The sequence below is a fragment of the Paenibacillus wynnii genome (genome assembly GCF_000757885.1).
GTDB lineage: Bacteria > Bacillota > Bacilli > Paenibacillales > Paenibacillaceae > Paenibacillus_AQ > Paenibacillus_AQ wynnii.
The window spans coordinates 414,146-432,758 of record NZ_JQCR01000001.1 but is presented as its reverse complement, the minus strand read 5'-3'; the positions used below and the strand labels follow the sequence as shown (position 1 = coordinate 432,758).

Sequence of the window (18,613 nt, the reverse complement as noted above, 5' to 3'; positions counted from 1 at the left end):
ACTTATAGGAGGATAATATATGAAATATGTAATTGGTATTGATCTAGGCACCAGTGCTGTGAAGTCGGTTCTCGTAGACCAGAAGGGAACAGTCATCGGCGAGCATTCGGAAGCTTACCCGCTGAGCAGACCGCAGCCGGGATGGAGCGAGCAGAACCCTGAGGATTGGGTTAAGGGTACACTTACCAGCCTTCGCCGCTTAATGGAAGGTACAGGAATAGAGGCTTCCATGATCGACGGAATCAGCTTTTCAGGGCAAATGCATGGGCTTGTATTAGTTGATAGTGAAGGTACAGTATTGCGTCCAGCTATGTTATGGAATGATACCCGTACTACTGCTCAATGCCGCAGAATTGAGAGCACCCTCGGTCCGAAGCTGCTGGAAATCGCTAGAAACCGTGCGTTAGAAGGCTTTACACTACCTAAGATCCTTTGGGTGCAGGAGAATGAGCCCGAACTGCTGTCCCAGGCTTATCAATTCCTGCTGCCTAAGGATTATGTGCGCTATCGTCTAACGGGTGATTATGCTATGGATTATTCGGATGCTGCAGGAACACTTCTGCTCGATGTAGGATCCAAACAATGGAGTGCCGAAATTGCGGCAGCCTTCAATTTGCCGATATCTCTCTTCCCGAGACTTGTGGAGTCATTTGAATCAACAGGCACTTTATTGCCTGAAATTGCTGAAGTCTCCGGTCTGCTGCCAACGACCCAAGTATTTGCGGGCGGTGCGGATAATGCATGCGGAGCGCTTGGAGCAGGGATACTGGGTGAAGGTAGAACGATGTGCAGTATTGGAACCTCAGGAGTAGTATTGTCTTATGAGACCAATAAGGATTTGAATCTGGAAGGTAAAGTTCACTTCTTCAATCACGGAGAGAAGGATGCCTATTACATTATGGGTGTTACCCTTGCGGCTGGACACAGTCTCAACTGGTTCAAGGAAACCTTTGCTGCTGATAAGAGCTTTGATGAATTGCTGAATGGCGTGGATTCTATTCCTGCCGGAAGCGCGGGGCTATTGTTCACACCTTATATTGTTGGTGAGCGCACACCGCATCCGGACGCAGATATCCGCGGGAGCTTTATTGGTATGGATTCAGGACATACTCAGTCCCACTTTGCCCGTGCAGTATTAGAGGGAATCACCTTCTCACTACGTGAGTCCATTGAAATCGTGCGTGAATCCGGTAAAGAGATCACCGAGATCGTAGCCATCGGTGGAGGCGCCAAGAATGAAGCCTGGTTGCAAATGCAGGCTGATATCTTTAATGCGTCTATTGTGAAGCTCGAAAGTGAGCAAGGCCCGGCGATGGGTGCGGCTATGCTTGCAGCATATGGCAGCGGCTGGTTCTCTTCTCTTGGAGAATGTGCCGATGCCTTCATTCGCCAGGCTGGACGGTATACACCGAATCCGGAGCAGGCGACCCTCTACAATGAGCTGTTTAGCTTATATCAGGAAGTATATGGAGCCACTCGTGAGTTGAATAAAAAACTGGCAGCTTACCGTAAATAAAAAGAGCTGTTGTCTTGGATTCATAAAAACAGCCTTCCGCTATCAGCGGAGGGCTGTTTGCCTAAACATAATAAGATTTATAGAAATTATAAACGGTAAATGTACACAATTGTAGTATTTATGTTTCTTCTGTTATTCTAGGGTGTATCTGCAGTCACACACCATCTACTGCGTAATGATTGTTTTGGGGAGGGCGGAGCACCATGTTTCACTGGGGAGTCAAACTGCTAAATGATATCAAAATACGTAATAAGCTGCTGCTTTCATTTCTGCTCATTACGATGCTGCCCGTATCGATCGTTGGCGCCTATTTAACACTGGAAATGAGATCCATGGCGTTCGAAAATGCTATTGAGCAGGCATCCATCAACGTGGACCGGGTCAAAAAAAGAACCGAAGAAGTAATCGGCGTATCCCAGGATATTTCGTATCGCCTGTCGAACGATGCCAGGTTGAAGAGATTGGCGGTCCGTCGATTTGAAAGTATATATGATGTAGTTCAGGCTTATCAGGATTATCCTGATATACGCGAGTACTTAAGACTATATAAAGAAGTATCCAATATACGGTTGTACCTTGATAATAAAACACTGCTGAACAACTGGGAGCTATTGAACCCTTCTGAAGAGATCAAGGCAAGTGAATGGTTCCAGAGGGGTCAGATGTCAGACAGCATGGTCGGATGGGAGTATATTGAGGATGAGCGTGATCACCTCAAATACCTGAGTCTTACCCGTAAAATCGAGCTGGAGGGCTACAATAAAACGGGCCTTCTAGTAATCAACGTGAACAGCGCTCAACTACGGTCCATCCTGAATCAGGAATCCTTCGAGACGTTTATCGTAGATGATCAGAATAATATTATAGCGGCTAACCGCAAGGAACTGACCGGGAAAAAGCTGGCCGACATTTCATTTGATAACGAAATTCTGGGTCAGGGAAACGGCAGTTATGAAGCAAAGGTAGACGGCAAAAATTCCAAAATACTAATTGAGGAATTAACACCGGAGTCGAGCCGGAACAGTCTGCGGATTATCTCCGTTTTCTCAATAGAAAGTATTGTAAAAGAACCTAACCAGATTATCCGGCTTGCGCTGATGGTAATTATAATAAGTGTTATATTGGCCTTCTTATTGGTATTTAGTTTTTCAACGTTATTTTCAAGACGTTTGTTAAGACTCAGCAAACATATCAACCGTGTTGGAGCGGGTGATTTCGATACGACGCTGAAAATCGATGGCAAAGATGAAATTGGGCTGCTTGCCCGTCAATTCAATTCCATGGTACGTAGTATCAATGATTTGATGTATGAAGTTCAGAAGTCTAACAATCAGAATATCCTTTTGGAGCAGAAGCAGAACGATATTCGCTTTAAAATGCTGGCCAGCCAGATTAATCCCCACTTCCTATTCAATGCATTGGAGTCCATCCGAATGGAGGCCCACATGAATGGACAGACGGAGATTGCTCGTGTAGTCCGTCTGCTTGGGAAAATGATGCGCAGTAATCTGGAAGTAGGCAAGAGCAAGATTCCGTTGAAACAAGAGCTTGAAATGGTTCGCTGTTATTTAGATATTCAGCAATTTCGTTATGAAGAGCGGCTTCAATATCAATTTAATGTAGACCCTGCAACAGAGAGTCTCTATATGCCGCCGTTAATTATACAGCCTCTGGTCGAGAATGCAGTCATCCATGGGCTGGACAACAAAATGGAAGGAGCTTTTGTAACGGTGGATATACAAAAAATCGAAGGACATGCCCATTTCACCATCCGAGACAACGGTGTCGGTATTACCCAGGAACGACTTGAACAGGTAAGAACAACCTTGAATAAACAGGAAGAGGAAGGTGACCGAATTGGACTACGGAATGTCCATGACCGGTTGAAGTTATCCTACGGTGAACAATACGGACTGAACATCGACAGCTATGGAAATGATGGTACGCATATCACCTTCCGTATCCCGATGGAGGAGGGGAATATATGATCAAGGTACTGATTGTTGATGATGAGCCGAAGCTGCGCGAAGGGCTGCGAACACTAATTCCTTGGGAAAAACATGGATTTACAGTAGTGGCTACTGCGGCTAATGGTTTACAGGCTTTGGAGAAATATCATACCTATTACCCAGAACTGATGGTAGTGGATATTCGTATGCCGGGTATGGACGGCTTAGAGTTGATTGGTGAGCTTCGTAAAGAAGGCTCAGGATGTCATGTGCTTATTTTAAGTGGACATGCCGATTTTGATTATGCCAAAAAAGCTATAGTCCATCGAGTGGACGGATATCTATTGAAGCCAGTGGATGAAGATGAGATGATCTCCTATCTAGAGCAGCTTCGGGAGGCAATCGCGCAGGAGGATCGATACAGCCGCTGGTATGAGGATGAACCGGCCAGAAACCGAGAGGCCATGCTTCGATCGTTACTAGTACCAGCAGAAGGGGAGTCGGACCTTAAGAAGTATACATCGGCTCTTGGTTTGGATTCTGGAAGCTGTGAAGTTGTTCTGATTGAGCTACTGGAAACGGGAAACGCCACGGAGGAGCAGACCGCGGGGATCAGGGCGATCCTGGAGCAGCACTTTTTGAAAAAGGAAACAGGATTTTTCTTCAACATACCGCCGTATATGGGAGGTTTGTTAAAAAGGCCGCTGCTGCAGGAGTCTGACAGATTAGAATTATACGGGGAACTCGCAGCACTCTTGATCAAGGAGAACTACAAGTTCAACGTAGCTGCAGGAGGGGCTGTGTCCCAGGCGGAAGCTTCTTTTGTTTCCTACACTGCGGCTCAGGAGTTGTTGAATCGGGCTTTTTTCTTCCGGAAAAATACAATAATTAGCCCTGACTCCACACCCCTTTCAGATCTACGTAAAGATGTGATTGAGCAACCTAAAGAGGTTAGCGAAAATGCCGAAACCCGTCTGCTGCTGGCGGTAGAGACAGGGAGCACTGCTGTTATTGAAACTTTGGTAAAGGAAAAGGTTCAGGAACTGATGGCTGAGAATTCGGATGAAGGGCGGATCAAGGAGACCTTTGTCCGTCTGTTGAGCACTGTTCTGGCCCGTCTGGAGCCAGCCTACCCGGAAATTCGCAGCTATGCAGCAGATCACACCCCTCCGATAGGGGAGCTGTACCATAGTTATTATCTGAGCGATTTGCAGGAGCAGGCCATTGCTTTTTTGGAAGAAATAGCGGGTCAAATGAATATTGGCGGACGGGGAAATGAGATTAAGAAAATTACAGAGCTTATTCAGCGTCGGTATAACGAGAACCTGAAGCTGGAGACTTTATCCGAATTGTTCAATTACAACAGCGCTTATCTGGGGAAAATGTTCAAGAGCACCACAGGAGAGTATTTCAATACCTATGTTGATAAGGTCAGAATTGAGAAGGCCAAGCAGTTTTTGACCCAAGGAATGAAGGTGTACGAGGTGGCAGAGAAGGTTGGTTATATGAATCCAGATTATTTTAACGCTAAATTTCGTAAATATGTCGGGGTTTCTCCAACCTCTTATCGCAAGAGCACATAACTATGAAATTGGATACGAAAAAGAGGCTGTCCCAAAAGCCATAAAGTGGCTACTTGGGGCAGTTCTTTTTTTTGGATTCGGATAGACGATTATGCTTGTGAGGACGCTCCGCGAACGGACCGTTGTTACAATCGCTGTGGTCTCCAGATTTTATTTATTTTCCTTAGCGGTAAAAATCCGGAGACAGAATATGCTTTCGAAGCTAGTTTTCCTTCGGAAAACTTTCGGGCGAACGCTGCCGCTTTTTCACAATCAGTCCGTCCTCTCCGCTGTTTTAGCGGGAAAAGTGTCTACAATCCTCTTAAAAAACTACAAAAAGAAACCGCTCCTTGGTAAAGTGGAGTTACCACACAACCATTTTAAAGGAGAGGTTTCTTTTGTACATTTAATATACCATGGACCAACTTTGCTTGCCAATGGATCTGGAAGAGGATATTCCAGAAAATCACCTCGTTCGTGTCGTAAATTAAGGTTACGCCTTAACCGTCTCCGAACAACAGAACCTGAAAGTTTGTTTGGGTAACTGAAAAACAACCGGGGCTTCCAGGCGATTTCTGCTTCGCGGCACGGAGAAAGTGACGGTTGAAGTCGGGTGGCATTCGCTTGCCCATAGTCTACTGAAGCAAGCAGCCAATGACCAAAAACGCAGAGCAGCAATCCTCCAGTAACAGGAGAATTGCTGCTCTGCTGTCGTTTTACGGTTTCTAAAAACAAAAGAACAATCCCATTCGTAGAAAATTATACTTATGGAACAGCCCTTTTTGAGCTTTTATTCAACTTCTCAACCCAGCTGAAAAAGGAGCGTAGAGAAATTTTGGAGCTGGAGAAGCGCAGCGTTCGCCTTTATCCTCGGATTTTTACCGCAAAGAGCGGTTCAAATCAGGAAATTCAAGGATAACAGCGATCGGAAGTCCAAATATTTCTTGCAGCGACTGCCCCAGCTGTTCCCCCCATTCAAAATCTCTAATTTTCATCTGATTTCATGTCAAATTTGTAGGGTACTGGAATCGCTTTCAGAACCTTAAAATTAGGACATAGAGAGGAGGGGGCTTTATGAAAGCGGCAACAAATTTGCAGGATTTACCTACCAAAAAGTCGTCTTCAGGACGGACTTGGAAAACCTTAAAAAATCAAAAGTACTTATGGATGATGTCAATTCCCTTCGTCATTTGGGTGTTTGTGTTTAGTTATCTTCCGCTATGGGGATGGACAATGGCTTTTCAGAAGTACAAGCCGGCAAAGGGGTTCTTCGAGCAGGAGTGGGTCGGATTCGAACATTTCAAAACACTCTTCACGGATGAAACGTTTTTCCTTGCCTTACGCAACACCTTAGTGATGAGTGGTATGGGTCTCGTAGCAGGATTTATATTTCCGATCACGTTTGCTATTTTACTGAATGAGGTAAGATTAGGATTTTTCAAAAGATTCGCGCAGACGATTTCGTATCTGCCTCACTTTGTATCGTGGGTAGTAGCAGCAGGTATTGTAACTAAAATGCTATCCGGTGACAACGGATTGATCAACGATATCTTAGTAGGTTTAGGTTTTATTGAAACGCCAATCCAGTTTATGGCACAAGGCCACCTCTTCTGGGGAATTGTTACTTTATCGGATGTGTGGAAAGAAACCGGATGGAACGCGATTATATATCTGGCGGCCATTGCGGGGATCGGACCGGAGCTTTATGAAGCTGCTCGTGTGGATGGCGCCAGCCGGTTGCGGCAGGTATGGCATATTACATTGCCAGGTATTCGCCCGACCATTATCGTGCTGCTCATCATGTCTATCGGTAACCTACTTAACATTGGTTTCGAGAAGCAATTTTTGTTAGGAAATAACCTAGTGACCGATTACTCTCAAGTGCTTGACCTCTATTCTTTGAAATACGGTCTGGGCATGGGACGTTATTCTTTCGGTACTGCGATTAATATATTCAACTCTGTAATCAGTGTAATCCTGTTGTTCACCGTCAACGGAATCTTCAAACGTACTACTAAAGAAAGTCTTCTCTAGAAAGGGGGCGCGGTTATGGATAGCTCTACATTCGCCAGCCGTAAGTCATGGTCCGACCGGATTTTTGATATCATCATTTATTTTGTCGTAACGTTCGTTGTTGTAGTGACGGTTTATCCGTTCCTCAATGTACTTGCCATTTCATTGAATGATTCAATAGATAGCGTACGTGGCGGAATCACGATTATCCCCCGGAAGTTTACTTGGGATAACTACGTTAAAATCTTTTCCTTCAGCGGTTTGATTACCGGCTTCAAAATTTCAGCCTTGCGTACAATACTCGGAACATTGCTTGGTTTACTGACCGCCTCCATGCTGGCGTTTACCATTGCCCGTGTAGATTTTCAGGGCCGTAAATTTGTTTCCACATTTTTGGCACTGACTATGTATGTTTCTGGCGGATTAATCCCAACCTACATGCTGATGCGAGATTTGCACTTGATGAATACCTTCGCTGTCTATATTCTTCCAGGCGCGGTTAGTGCTTTTAACGTATTCGTTATTCGTTCCTTTATCGATGGTATCCCTTATGCGCTTCAGGAATCTGCAAAGCTGGATGGAGCCAATGATTTCACCATTTACTGGCGGGTCATCCTGCCGCTGGCCAAGCCGGCACTGGCTACCATTGCATTATTCCTTGCTGTAGGGCAATGGAATGCATGGTTTGATACCTACTTGTATAACGGTTCTAATGAAGCATTAACGACATTGCAGTTTGAACTGATGAAGGTGCTCCAGAGCACCACAACAGGTAATGGTGGAGACTATCGTTCCAAAATTGTATCCGCTGCAACGAATCAGGTATCACCAGAATCGATCAAAATGGCGATTACCATTGTCGTCACAGTCCCTATCTTGATCGTTTATCCTTTCCTGCAGAATTACTTCGTTAAAGGTATGACACTTGGAGCAGTAAAAAGCTAATTTTTAATCAAGGCTATCCGTGGTAATTTCTTCTGCGGATAGCCGCCATAGGGTATCTACAGGAGTTCCTGTTATACAATAGATAGATCAATCGAGGAGGGTTTACATTATGTCAAGCAAGAGAAGCAGTAAGACTAAAGCTTCGGCATGGCTTTTGGTTTCTACATTAATGCTCAGTATGTTGGCGGGTTGTGGAGGAAATAATGCCGCGAACACAGGAAATACAACGGATACTAACAAGAACACTGCGAACAGCGGCACCAATACGGAAAAAGAAGATCTGACACCGCTTACATTCTCGTTCTTTAGTGCAGATCCAAGTCCGAACTGGACAGGAATGCAAGATGAGACAGGTAAAGTGATCACAGAAAAAACTGGCGTAACTCTAGATGCTGAATTTGCTGTAGGAGATCCTGCTCAAAAGGTTGCACTAATTGCATCAAGTGGTGAATATCCTGACCTTATCAGTGCAAAGGCCGATATCTCCAAGATGGTAGATGCAGGTGCAATGGTTGATCTTACAGAACTGATTGATAAATATGCTCCTAATATTAAAAAGGTACTTGGCGAAGAGAACTTGAAACGTGCCCGTTACAGCAATGAAGATAAAGCGATCTATGCTATCCCTACTTATTCAGCAGTAGATCACCAATACTTTAATGCAGGCGGCGGTTTTGAACTTCAGCACCGTGCAGTAAAAGAAGCAGGCTACCCACCAATTAAAACGGTTAAAGATTATGAGAACGTAATCAAATCTTATCTGGACAAACATCCTACAGATGAGAATGGAAATAAAAACATCGGATTGACCCTGAACGCTGATGACTGGATGATGTATATCACCGTTACTAACCCAGCCTTCACAACTACAGGTTCCCCAGATGATGGAGAATATGCAATCGATGTGGATACTACGGAAGTAACTTATCACTTCCGTCGTCCTGCAGAGAAAGAATATTTCCGCTGGTTGAACCACATGAATGATATTGGTTTGTTGGATCCAGAAAGTTTCGTACAAAAGACTGACCAATACAAATCTAAAATTGCTACAGGTCGTGTAATTGGCTTGATTGACCAAGACTGGTCTTATGGCGATGGAGAAAAAGCACTTAAAACTGCTGGTAAATTCGATCAAGGTTATGGACACTATCCTGTAACCCTGTCTGAAGAATACAAAGAAACATCTTTCTGGCCTACAGGCTTCATGGCTGGAAACGGTGTGGGTATCACTACAGATTGTGAAGATCCAATTCGTGCCATCAAGTTCTTGGATTACCTTGCTTCCGATGAAGGACAGGTTCTGCTGAACTGGGGTATTGAAGGTAAACAGTATAAGGTTGAGAACGGCAAACGTGTAATTCCTGAAGATGTTAACAATCGTATCGTTAATGATGCAACAAACTACGCTAAAGAAACAGGTGTCGGCCTTTACAATTTGTTGTCTGTTCACTATGGTGACGGTGTTAAAGATTCTACTGACAACTACTACACAACAAAATTCCCTGAACAAATTAGTTCCCAATTCAATGCTGTTGAGAAAGAAACTCTAGCGGCTTACAAGGTTGATACATGGAGAGGCCTGTTCCCTAAAGAAGATGAATTCAAAGTTAAACCTTGGGGTGCGGCTTGGAACATTCCAGTTCCTGGAGAAAGCGATATTGTTGTACTGGACAACAAGCTGAAAGATATTACGTGGAAACGTATTCCAGAAGCTATTCTTTCTAAACCAGCAGAATTCGATAAAATTTGGGATGCTTATATGGCTGACCTGGAGAAAGCTGGCGTAGAAAAAGCAGAAGATCTGCGTGAAGAACTGGTTAAAGAGCGTGTGAAACTGTGGACTGAATAATTAAAGAGAGTTAAATGTTATGATTAGCGGGAAGTTCGAGCGAAAGCCCGGGCCTCCCGCTAATTTTTCGTTTATAAGCCTGGAGGTGTAAGTATGTTAGGTAAGGTCAAAAGTAGAAGCAAGCTGCTGAGGTATGACAGACCGGCTGAAGTTTGGGAAGAAGCGCTGCCGTTAGGTAATGGTCGTCTCGGGGGTATGGTTTTCGGCGGAGTGAGCCATGAGGTTATTCAACTTAACGAGGATACGTTATGGTCGGGATTTCCACGGGATACAGCGAATTATGAGGCCTTACGGCATTTGGATCCGGCCAGAAAGCTTGTTGCGGAAGGCAATTACAGCCGAGCTGAGGCTTTAATTGAGGCAGAAATGCTCGGCAGAAGAACGGAATCTTATCAGCCTCTCGGAGATCTGCGAATTTCGATCCAGAAAGAAGAATGTGAATTAAGCAGCTATCATCGGGAGCTGGATTTGGATACAGCAATCGTCTCAACACGATATGAAATAGCTGGAATGCAAATAGAGCGGGAAGCTTTCATAAGTAGACCTGACGGGGTATTGGTCTTACATATCCGTTCAGAGCAGGAAGTTCTGCCTGTCCTTACTGCCGAATTGTCATCCTTGCATCCCGGCAGTGTAAATAACAGTGGCACACATCTCCTGATGACAGGCCGTGCTCCTTCACATGTCGCTGATAACTATATCGGCGACCACCCGAGAGCTGTTTTATATGAGACGGACCGTGGATTACGATTTGCAACCCTTCTGGAAGCCCGCTTGGAGAGCGGAACACTCGTTGTTGAGGAAGGGCGCATCATTATTACTGGAGCACGTTCTGTAACCTTCTTATTGGCAGCAGCTACAGACTATGAAGGCTTCGGTGTGATGCCGGGATCGGGAGGAATTCTTCCGTCAGCCCTTTGCCGGGATCAGCTATTAAACGCTCCTGCCGAATATACCGAGCTGCGGAAACGGCATATCGCAGATCATCAAGCCTTGTTTCAGCGGGTTGAGCTGGAGCTAGATGATACGGGTACAGCGACGGGACAAAGTGAAAGCCTGCCGACCAATCTAAGGCTGGAGCGATATAAAGCCGGTTCGGATGACCCGAGCCTAGAGGCATTATTGTTTCATTACGGACGTTATCTGATGATTGCTGGCTCCAGACCGGGGACTCAGGCGCTTAACCTGCAGGGAATCTGGAATCCCCATCTTCAGCCCCCTTGGAACAGCAATTACACGACAAATATTAATACGGAAATGAACTACTGGCCGGCTGAGATCTGCGGGCTGGGAGAATGTCACGAGCCGCTTCTGGATTTAATCTCTGAGCTCAGTATTACAGGTAGCCGAACGGCTGCCGTGCATTATGGCGCCCGCGGCTGGGCGGTTCATCACAACACCGACCTGTGGCGGATGTCCTCTCCGTCAGACGGCAAGGCCATGTGGGCTTTTTGGCCGATGGGGGGAGTATGGCTGTCCAGACACTTATGGGAACGGTATGCTTTTCGCCCGGATCAGGATTATTTGCGGGATAAGGCTTATCCTTTGTTAAAGGGAGCAGCTTTGTTCTGCTTGGATTGGTTAGTAGAACGTCCGGATGGATTATTGACTACGGGGCTTTCCACCTCACCTGAGAGTGTATTTTTAACATCAGAGGGTACCCCTTGCAGTGTATCTGCCGGTTCAGCAATGGATATGTCGTTAATTAACGAACTATTTACTCATTGTATCAAAGCCGCTGAGATTTTGAGCACCGATGATGATTTCTGGGAAGAGCTGGATCAGAAGAGACAAAGGCTTGCTTTTCCGGGGATGGCCCCAGATGGTCGGTTACGGGAGTGGAATGAGGATTTCGCTGAACCTGAAGCAGGGCATCGGCATGTCTCCCATTTGTATGATTTATATCCGGGTCATGTAATCAGTCCACAGGCAACGCCGGAACTGGCGGCAGCCGCATCGTTGTCCCTCCAGAAACGGTTGGAATCAGGCAGCGGTCATACCGGCTGGAGTGCAGCTTGGCTGCTTAACTTGTATGCAAGACTTACGGATTCTACAAGTGCTTATGGCTGTATTCAGCGTATTCTATCTGCAGCCAGCTTACCGAATTTGTTCGGCAATCACCCCCCTTTTCAAATCGATGGGAACTTCGGGGTGACCGCAGGAATTGCGGAGATGCTGCTTCAGAGTCATCAGGGATGTCTCCATCTTCTGCCGGCTTTGCCTAAGCAATGGAATAAGGGCAAGGTCAAAGGCTTGGTGGGTCGAGGGGGATTTACGGTGGATATCGAGTGGCATGAAGGCAGATTGGTGCAGGCCGAATTGACTTCAACCCACGGCCGTTCATGCAAAGTACATTATGATTACCCGGTAATTCTGCAAACACCAAGCGGCTTACAAATAAAGATAGTGAAGGATACAGAGTTCTCAACAAAGGTTGGAGAGACTTATATCGTTACACCTCTATAGGTCTCTGGACTACCAAAAGCTGGCTAAAATCGGCTGGCTTGTTAGCGAATAAATATAGGTTCATGAGAATATCAATAGTATAGTAGAGCTGTTTTATCAGTGGAATGATTACTGGTAAGGCAGCTTTTTTGTATAGTTGGATTGAAAATGAAGTGTTTGACAAGTGACGAGAAGGACTGAAATCCTTTACGCCCAACAGAGGGGTTTTCTCCCTCTATTTCCGCATTCGGCACCCTGTTTGGCCAATTAGATGGAATTTCGTCCGCTAATTTTGAGGATATTTCTCTTTGAAGCGATATGTGTAAGATTATAGGGATAATTTCCCTATACTCTCAAATTAATTGCCTTTCGGTCGGTATTAGCGGGCATTTTCCCCTCTAATCGTCGAGGGACTGGTCCGTAACTCGGATTCGTCTACCTGTAGGGCGTAGTTGCCCCAAACCCGGTGAAACATCAGGCGTAGTTAGATGGAAATCGGTCCCGGTACAGTCACATAAACAGGAAGTCAAGCACTGATTTCGAGAAAGAGTCAGAATTCCTTCTAAAGGCCGAATAAAAGATCTTGAAAATTAAAGATATTTATGTAGCTAAGCTGATGGACCGATATTAATATTAAGGTACAAAGGACAATAATTTGTGAACATCATCTCTTACTTAGTAATCAGCAGGAGGAATTTATATATGAGGAAGATACGCTTATCGCTGGTTAAGGGCATACTTAGTGGAGTACTATTCGCAGCTGCTATCCCACCGACTCTGTACTGGGGCTGGGATTACGCTTATGCTTCGGCTTCTGCAAGTTCGGTAACTCTGCACTCTATAAGTGAAATGACTGGGAAGCTGACCCATGCCATGAACAACCGTAATGAGACGATTATGTTTACCTTTGAAGGCAACACTTCGAATCTGAAATCACAGGTTCAGTCAGCCATAGACAAGAGTATGGAAAGTGATAATTACCTGCATTATATAGTAGACAGTTATGCTTTCTCGTACCGGGGCAGCAGCCGATCAGCGAAGGTTACGGTAGAAATCAAATATTTGGAGAACTTACAGCAGACTGCTTATGTTACTAAGGAAGTTAAGGCTGCTCTTAGTAAGATTATAAAACCGGGAATGAATAATCATGAGAAAGTAAGGGTTATTCACGACTGGGTAGTTCTTCATTTGAAATATGATAACTCGTACCGCAAGTATACGGCTTATGAAGGTCTGCAGAGCGGGAGCGCCGTATGCCAGGGCTATTCGCTTTTGACTTATAAGATGCTAAAGGAAGCAGGGATTAACAACAGGATTGTGGAAGGAACAGCTCGACCGGAGGGAGGCCGGAGTCAATCCCATGCTTGGAATCTGGTACAGCTGGATGGACGGTGGTATCACTTGGATACCACCTGGGATGATCCTTCACCGGATCAGGCAGGTGCAGTCAGCACAGCATACTACTTGCGCACTGATAACCAGATGAGGGCAGACCATACCTGGAACAAACCTTACCCTGCAGCATCGGTGGCCTATCATCTAACACTGTCTGAGCTTATAAAGAATGGCGGAGAGAAGAAGAACTTCTATCTAAATCTGCAACAGCAGCTTAATTATGCATTATATGATGAAACGAAGGTAGTCACTTCCGCAGCGGGGATTTTAACATTGGCTAAGGAAGCGGTTAATTCGGGGGAAGATTCAGTCCTTTTCCGGTATCGGGGAAACAAAGTATTGCTGAAGAACGACCTCAAGAAGCTTTATGAAATTGGCTTGGATAATTTATCCTATACCACTTCCGCGTTTGACAATACGGGTGACCTCAAAGTATATGTAACCTGGAAATAATGCCATATAAACATAGAGGGGGTATCCCATAGCCATACCACTGGCTGCTGGGATACCCCCTGTTTGTCGTATGACTATAGAGCCTTAAGTTAATATCATAAGTTCATCTTATATAGAAATCTAGTCGACGTTTGTACTTAAATCGCATTGATCTAATGGAACAATACTGCTTTTTCTGAACCAACGATAGCCAAACCAGATTAACATAAACAACGGCAGGCTGATGTAAGAGACAAGGATGCCATACCAGTCAATAGAATCCCCGGTGAAGGCTCCGAGATTCTGGCCGAATACGGCAATCAGACATAGTACAAAGGCGAAGATCGGTCCAAACGGAAACCATTTGGCGCGGTATGGGAGTTCAGAGAGTGAATGCCCCTGCGCTACAAATGCTTTACGGAAGCGATAGTGACAGACCGCAATTCCTAACCAGTTGATGAACCCGCACATGCCGGATGCATTCAGCAACCAGTTGTAGACAGCTCCATCTCCGAAGAACGAGGCAAGGAACGCCAGCATCCCTACAGCAGTTGTTACTAATAAGGCTCCAACAGGAACGCCGCGGCTATTAAGCTTACCTAAAGCTTTCGGTGCCATACCATCTTTAGCCATAGCATAGAGAACCCGTGTGGAAGCATACATCCCGGAGTTACCGGCCGATAATACAGAACTAAGAATTACGGCATTCATTACAGATGCTGCGATAGCCAGACCGGCTTTGTTGAATACGATCGTGAACGGGCTTACCCCGATGGCATCAACACCGCCTTGCAGCAGATCGGGATTCGTGTAAGGAATCAACATGCCGATTACAAAAATGGCCAAGATGTAAAAAACTAAGATGCGCCAGAAAACCTGACGTATAGCGATGGGAACATTGCGGCGAGGATTCTCACTCTCACCAGCGGCGACCCCGACCAATTCGGTCCCTTGGAAGGAGAACCCGGCAGCCATAAAGACACCAACAAAGGCGAAGAAGCCTCCATGGAAGGAACTGCCTCCCAATGTGAAGTTACTGAAGCCTACGGATTTACCACCCATGATTCCGAAGATCATCAGCACTCCGACAACCAGAAAGACAATTACGGTAATAATTTTGATAATAGCGAACCAATACTCCGACTCACCGTATCCTCGTGCAGACAGGAAGTTGAGGCCAAACATAAGCAGCAGGAACACTAGACTCCATATGAATGATGGACTGTCCGGGAACCAATATTTAATAATTACAGTGGCAGCTGCCAGCTCAGCAGCAATAGTAACGGCCCAGTTATACCAGAAGTTCCAGCCGATGGCGAAGCCGAAGGCAGGACTCACAAAGCGGGTTCCGTAAGTACTGAAGGACCCGGAGTCCGGTAAATAGGTTGCCAGCTCCCCGAGACTTGTCATTAAAAAGTAAACCATAATACCGACAGCCGAAAAGGCTAGCAGAGCACCGCCGGGTCCAGATGAGGCGATAGCACCGCCACTGGCCAGAAACAGTCCTGTTCCAATCGATCCGCCTAGGGCGATCATTGTTAAATGCCGTGCTTTAAAGGTCTTTCTTAATCCCGGTTGATTACCAATGCTGCTTGGAGCATTGTTTTGCTTGTTGCCTTGCATGAATGGACACTCCTTCTATTTGATCGTATTTCTGTTCATGAACGGGGAGTGCAGAACGCAAAAAAGCCGCAGAATGTACCTGCGGCGTCTATAATTAGAGCTCCGCATCATACTCTCCCTGTGAAGATAGCGCAACACGCAGTCAGCCTGGATAAGGCGTAACAACGTGACAGTTCCGTCCCTTTCGGTAACGGCCCCAGCCCGCGCCGCTGCAAGAACGGCGGCACAGGCTTCGGCAAATATTCCTTTCAGCAGCGGATCATAGACGGCTCTTAACGTCTCCTCGTGCCTACTCTTAATATTCGCGACCTCTACCTCATCGTAGGTATGATGAGGCTATCTTTACTTCATCGTTAATAAACACAACAAAAAATAGTATAAATCAAGTTATGAATTCAGGCAATAACAATTAATGGCATGTTGATGTTAATTACGGCGGCGCTCCGACATTTGCTGCCAGACGGTTCCGGCGGCTCCTTCTCCAGAGGCGATACGCTCTAAGGCCATCTTAGCCTGCAGTCCAACTTCGAACTCAGGGTCCTCTGCCGCAATACTCAGGGCTTCTTCCGCCTCAGAGGTACCTACCTCATAGAGGAAGCGGGCGGCCCGCCAGCGGACAAGCTTGCTGCTGTCCGCAAGTGCTGTGATCATCACCGGTGTAGCGGCTGGATCACCGATATCCGATAACGTATCGCCTGCAGTCCGCCGTACGGCGGGTGCGCTGTCCGTCATCGCTTCGAAGAGCAGCTCCAGCGCCTCGGGCGTGCGCAGATCGCCCAGGTACACGACCGCAAGCCTGCGAATATGCAGCTTGGGGTCGCGGAGCGCCGTCCGAAGCTGTGGAAGCAGCTCCGGCGTAGGCGCCAGATCCTCCAGCGCGGCATACCGCACGCGCCAGTCGGCGTCCTGGAGATCGAGCAGCAGCTCATCGCGTTTCCGCTTGCGCCGCTGCTCGACGAACTCACCCTGCGCTCCGTGCGCAATGGCTTGCTGCACAAGGGAGTCGAGGCGTTCCTGCGGATACGCCGCTTCCAGCTCCTGCTCCACCTCGCGGGCGATCTCTGCCGGATCGCCGTAACGTACGCCGTAATCGGTGAGCTTGCGCTCCTTGATCATTACGGCGCTGGCTACGTCCGTTACTGCCTTGGTGAAGCGGGAGGAGAGGGCGATTCGTTCCTCATGTGCTCCGGTCTTGACGCGGATCTGCATAGGAATCGCGCGGAACATTTGTACAAATACCGCAGCCTCCCCGAAATGAGCTCCCGCATGCTCATCGGTCAGGCTCCAATCATCGTTCAGACCGGTTGCTCCGCCGAACCGGGATTGCACCTCTCTAAGAATAGCAGCCCAGTCCGCGTTACCTTTCCGTTCCAGAGCCGCGAAGTCAGCCGCGTGAAAAATACTGGTAACCCCCGGGATATTCAGCATTTCTTGCGCCCAGGACGGGGCAGACCGCTGACTTTCCGGTGTATAGGTTCTACGTATTCCCGGTTCCAGACTTTCGTCTAGATGAAGCTTCATCGTATTGGGACTTGGAGTCGGTTCAATAAAAGTAATCTTCATACGCGCTTAACTCCCCCTATTTTAACGGTTCATGAACCGCTGTCTTTACCCGCATTTTACATCATATTCAGCGCTAAATACAAAAAAAGGTCAAGTTCCTATTTCGCTTAATTATGGTGCGGAATGGGTAAAACCTGTAATGAGAAGCCAGTGAATCAAGCAGTGTCTAATAAAAGTGCGTACAAATATATCATAACAAGGATATTTTATGGAGTAGACTGCCGATAAATAGAGTAACAGTTAATTTTACCTGCCAGCAGTGAGTATTTCAGGTAAGCCCTATAAGGAGAGAATCCAAATGGCAAGAATACGTTACGACAATATCGATAATGTCAGTACAGATAAAACACTCAAGGAATTTCGCCAGTGGCGTGAGGAACGCCGGAAAAAGAAAAAGGATTACTCCTATGTCGTGCCTAATATCCCGCCACAGCTGTCTTTTTTAGCGGAGAACCGACTGGATACCACCGTTACCTGGGTGGGGCACTCCACCTTTTTCCTTCAATATGAAGGGATGAATATCATCACTGACCCCATTTGGGCACGAAGATTGGGCTTTGAGAAAAGATTGGGTGAACCCGGTCTGCCCATTGCAGAAGTTCCGCCTGTTGATATCATTCTGATCTCGCACTCTCATTATGATCATATGCATATCGCATCTATACGAAAGCTGTACCGCGCGGGAACCACTTTAATTGTTCCGGTGGGACTCAAAAGAAAGTTGATGCGTAAAGGGTTCCGCAACTGCATTGAGATGCATTGGTGGGAGACGATTACGGTGGGGAATATCAAGCTTTCCTTTGTCCCTACTCAGCATTGGACGCGTCGAACTCCCTTTGATACTAATACCTCTCATTGGGGCGGGTTTATTATGGAACCGGCGAAGCCGGGGCTGCATCCAGAAGGAGCGGGAGGAGATGGAAAGCACAAGCTTCCTCCCAATCTGTATTTTGCCGGAGACAGCGGTTATTTCCCCGGGTTTAAGGAAATCGGCCAACGTTTTAAGATCCACGTAGCCTTGATGCCGATTGGCGCCTACGAGCCGGAGTGGTTCATGACCTCGCAGCATGTCAATCCAGAGGAAGCTGTTCAGGCTTTTCAAGATGTAGGTGCCGAGACCATGATTCCTATGCATTACGGCACGTTCAGACTTGCGGATGACACGGCTCGGGAAGCGCTGGACCGGTTGGAGCAAGCGAGGGAGAATCTTGGAATTGCTGCGGAAAGGATCAAGATTCTGGGTTATGGTGAGACGTTAGTAGTACATCCCGAGAGCCGGAGAGCGGAGCAGTAGGAAAATGGAATGAAAAAGAGCTTGCAA

11 protein-coding genes and 1 riboswitch are annotated in these 18,613 nt (G+C 46.5%); of the genes, 9 read left to right on the top strand and 2 right to left on the bottom strand.

Annotated elements, in window-relative coordinates; genetic code table 11:
• The first annotated feature begins 19 nt into the window (after positions 1-19).
• The 8 genes from xylB (at position 20) to PWYN_RS02050 (ending at position 14,127) form a co-directional block, all read left to right on the top strand.
• Positions 20-1,516 carry a xylulokinase gene (gene xylB / locus PWYN_RS02095; RefSeq protein ID WP_036647846.1) on the top strand — a complete coding sequence of 499 codons (1,497 nt, stop codon included), beginning with the start codon at positions 20-22 and terminating at the stop codon, positions 1,514-1,516.
• 203 nt (positions 1,517-1,719) lie between these two features.
• Positions 1,720-3,504, top strand: coding sequence for a sensor histidine kinase (locus PWYN_RS02090; protein WP_036647845.1), 1,785 nt, complete (start codon positions 1,720-1,722; stop codon positions 3,502-3,504).
• Positions 3,501-5,048: a response regulator transcription factor gene (locus tag PWYN_RS02085; protein WP_036647842.1), complete on the top strand. Its 1,548-nt coding sequence runs from the start codon at positions 3,501-3,503 to the stop codon at positions 5,046-5,048. Before PWYN_RS02090 ends, PWYN_RS02085 begins: the two co-directional genes overlap by 4 nt.
• Before the next feature lie 1,053 nt (positions 5,049-6,101).
• Positions 6,102-7,061, top strand: coding sequence for an ABC transporter permease (locus PWYN_RS02075; protein ID WP_036647839.1), 960 nt, complete (start codon positions 6,102-6,104; stop codon positions 7,059-7,061).
• Between the two features lie 15 nt (positions 7,062-7,076).
• Positions 7,077-7,985 (top strand): carbohydrate ABC transporter permease, encoded by a 909-nt coding sequence (locus PWYN_RS02070; protein ID WP_036647837.1) that lies wholly within the window; start codon positions 7,077-7,079, stop codon positions 7,983-7,985.
• Positions 7,986-8,094: 109 nt separating this feature from the next.
• A complete protein-coding gene (locus PWYN_RS02065; RefSeq protein WP_036647835.1) occupies positions 8,095-9,834 on the top strand; it encodes an ABC transporter substrate-binding protein in 1,740 nt (579 codons plus the stop codon).
• A gap of 93 nt (positions 9,835-9,927) precedes the next feature.
• Positions 9,928-12,300: a glycoside hydrolase family 95 protein gene (locus PWYN_RS02060; protein ID WP_036647833.1), complete on the top strand. Its 2,373-nt coding sequence runs from the start codon at positions 9,928-9,930 to the stop codon at positions 12,298-12,300.
• Positions 12,301-12,981: 681 nt separating this feature from the next.
• Complete coding sequence (locus PWYN_RS02050) at positions 12,982-14,127, top strand: transglutaminase domain-containing protein (protein ID WP_036647829.1); 1,146 nt, start codon at positions 12,982-12,984, stop codon at positions 14,125-14,127.
• Between the two features lie 120 nt (positions 14,128-14,247).
• Here PWYN_RS02050 and PWYN_RS02045 read toward each other — a convergent pair whose 3' ends face one another.
• Together PWYN_RS02045 and PWYN_RS02040 are read right to left on the bottom strand one after the other, a co-directional pair.
• Positions 14,248-15,729, bottom strand: a complete 1,482-nt coding sequence (locus PWYN_RS02045; protein WP_036647827.1) for an amino acid permease — start codon at positions 15,727-15,729, stop codon at positions 14,248-14,250.
• A gap of 119 nt (positions 15,730-15,848) precedes the next feature.
• Positions 15,849-16,051, bottom strand: a riboswitch (Lysine riboswitch).
• Positions 16,052-16,155: 104 nt separating this feature from the next.
• Entirely contained in the window at positions 16,156-17,292 is a 1,137-nt protein-coding gene (locus PWYN_RS02040) for a virulence factor (RefSeq protein ID WP_036647825.1), read from the bottom strand.
• 298 nt (positions 17,293-17,590) lie between these two features.
• Between PWYN_RS02040 and PWYN_RS02035 the strand changes: the two genes are divergently transcribed.
• A complete protein-coding gene (locus PWYN_RS02035) occupies positions 17,591-18,586 on the top strand; it encodes an MBL fold metallo-hydrolase (protein ID WP_036647822.1) in 996 nt (331 codons plus the stop codon).
• Positions 18,587-18,613: the final 27 nt, after the last annotated feature.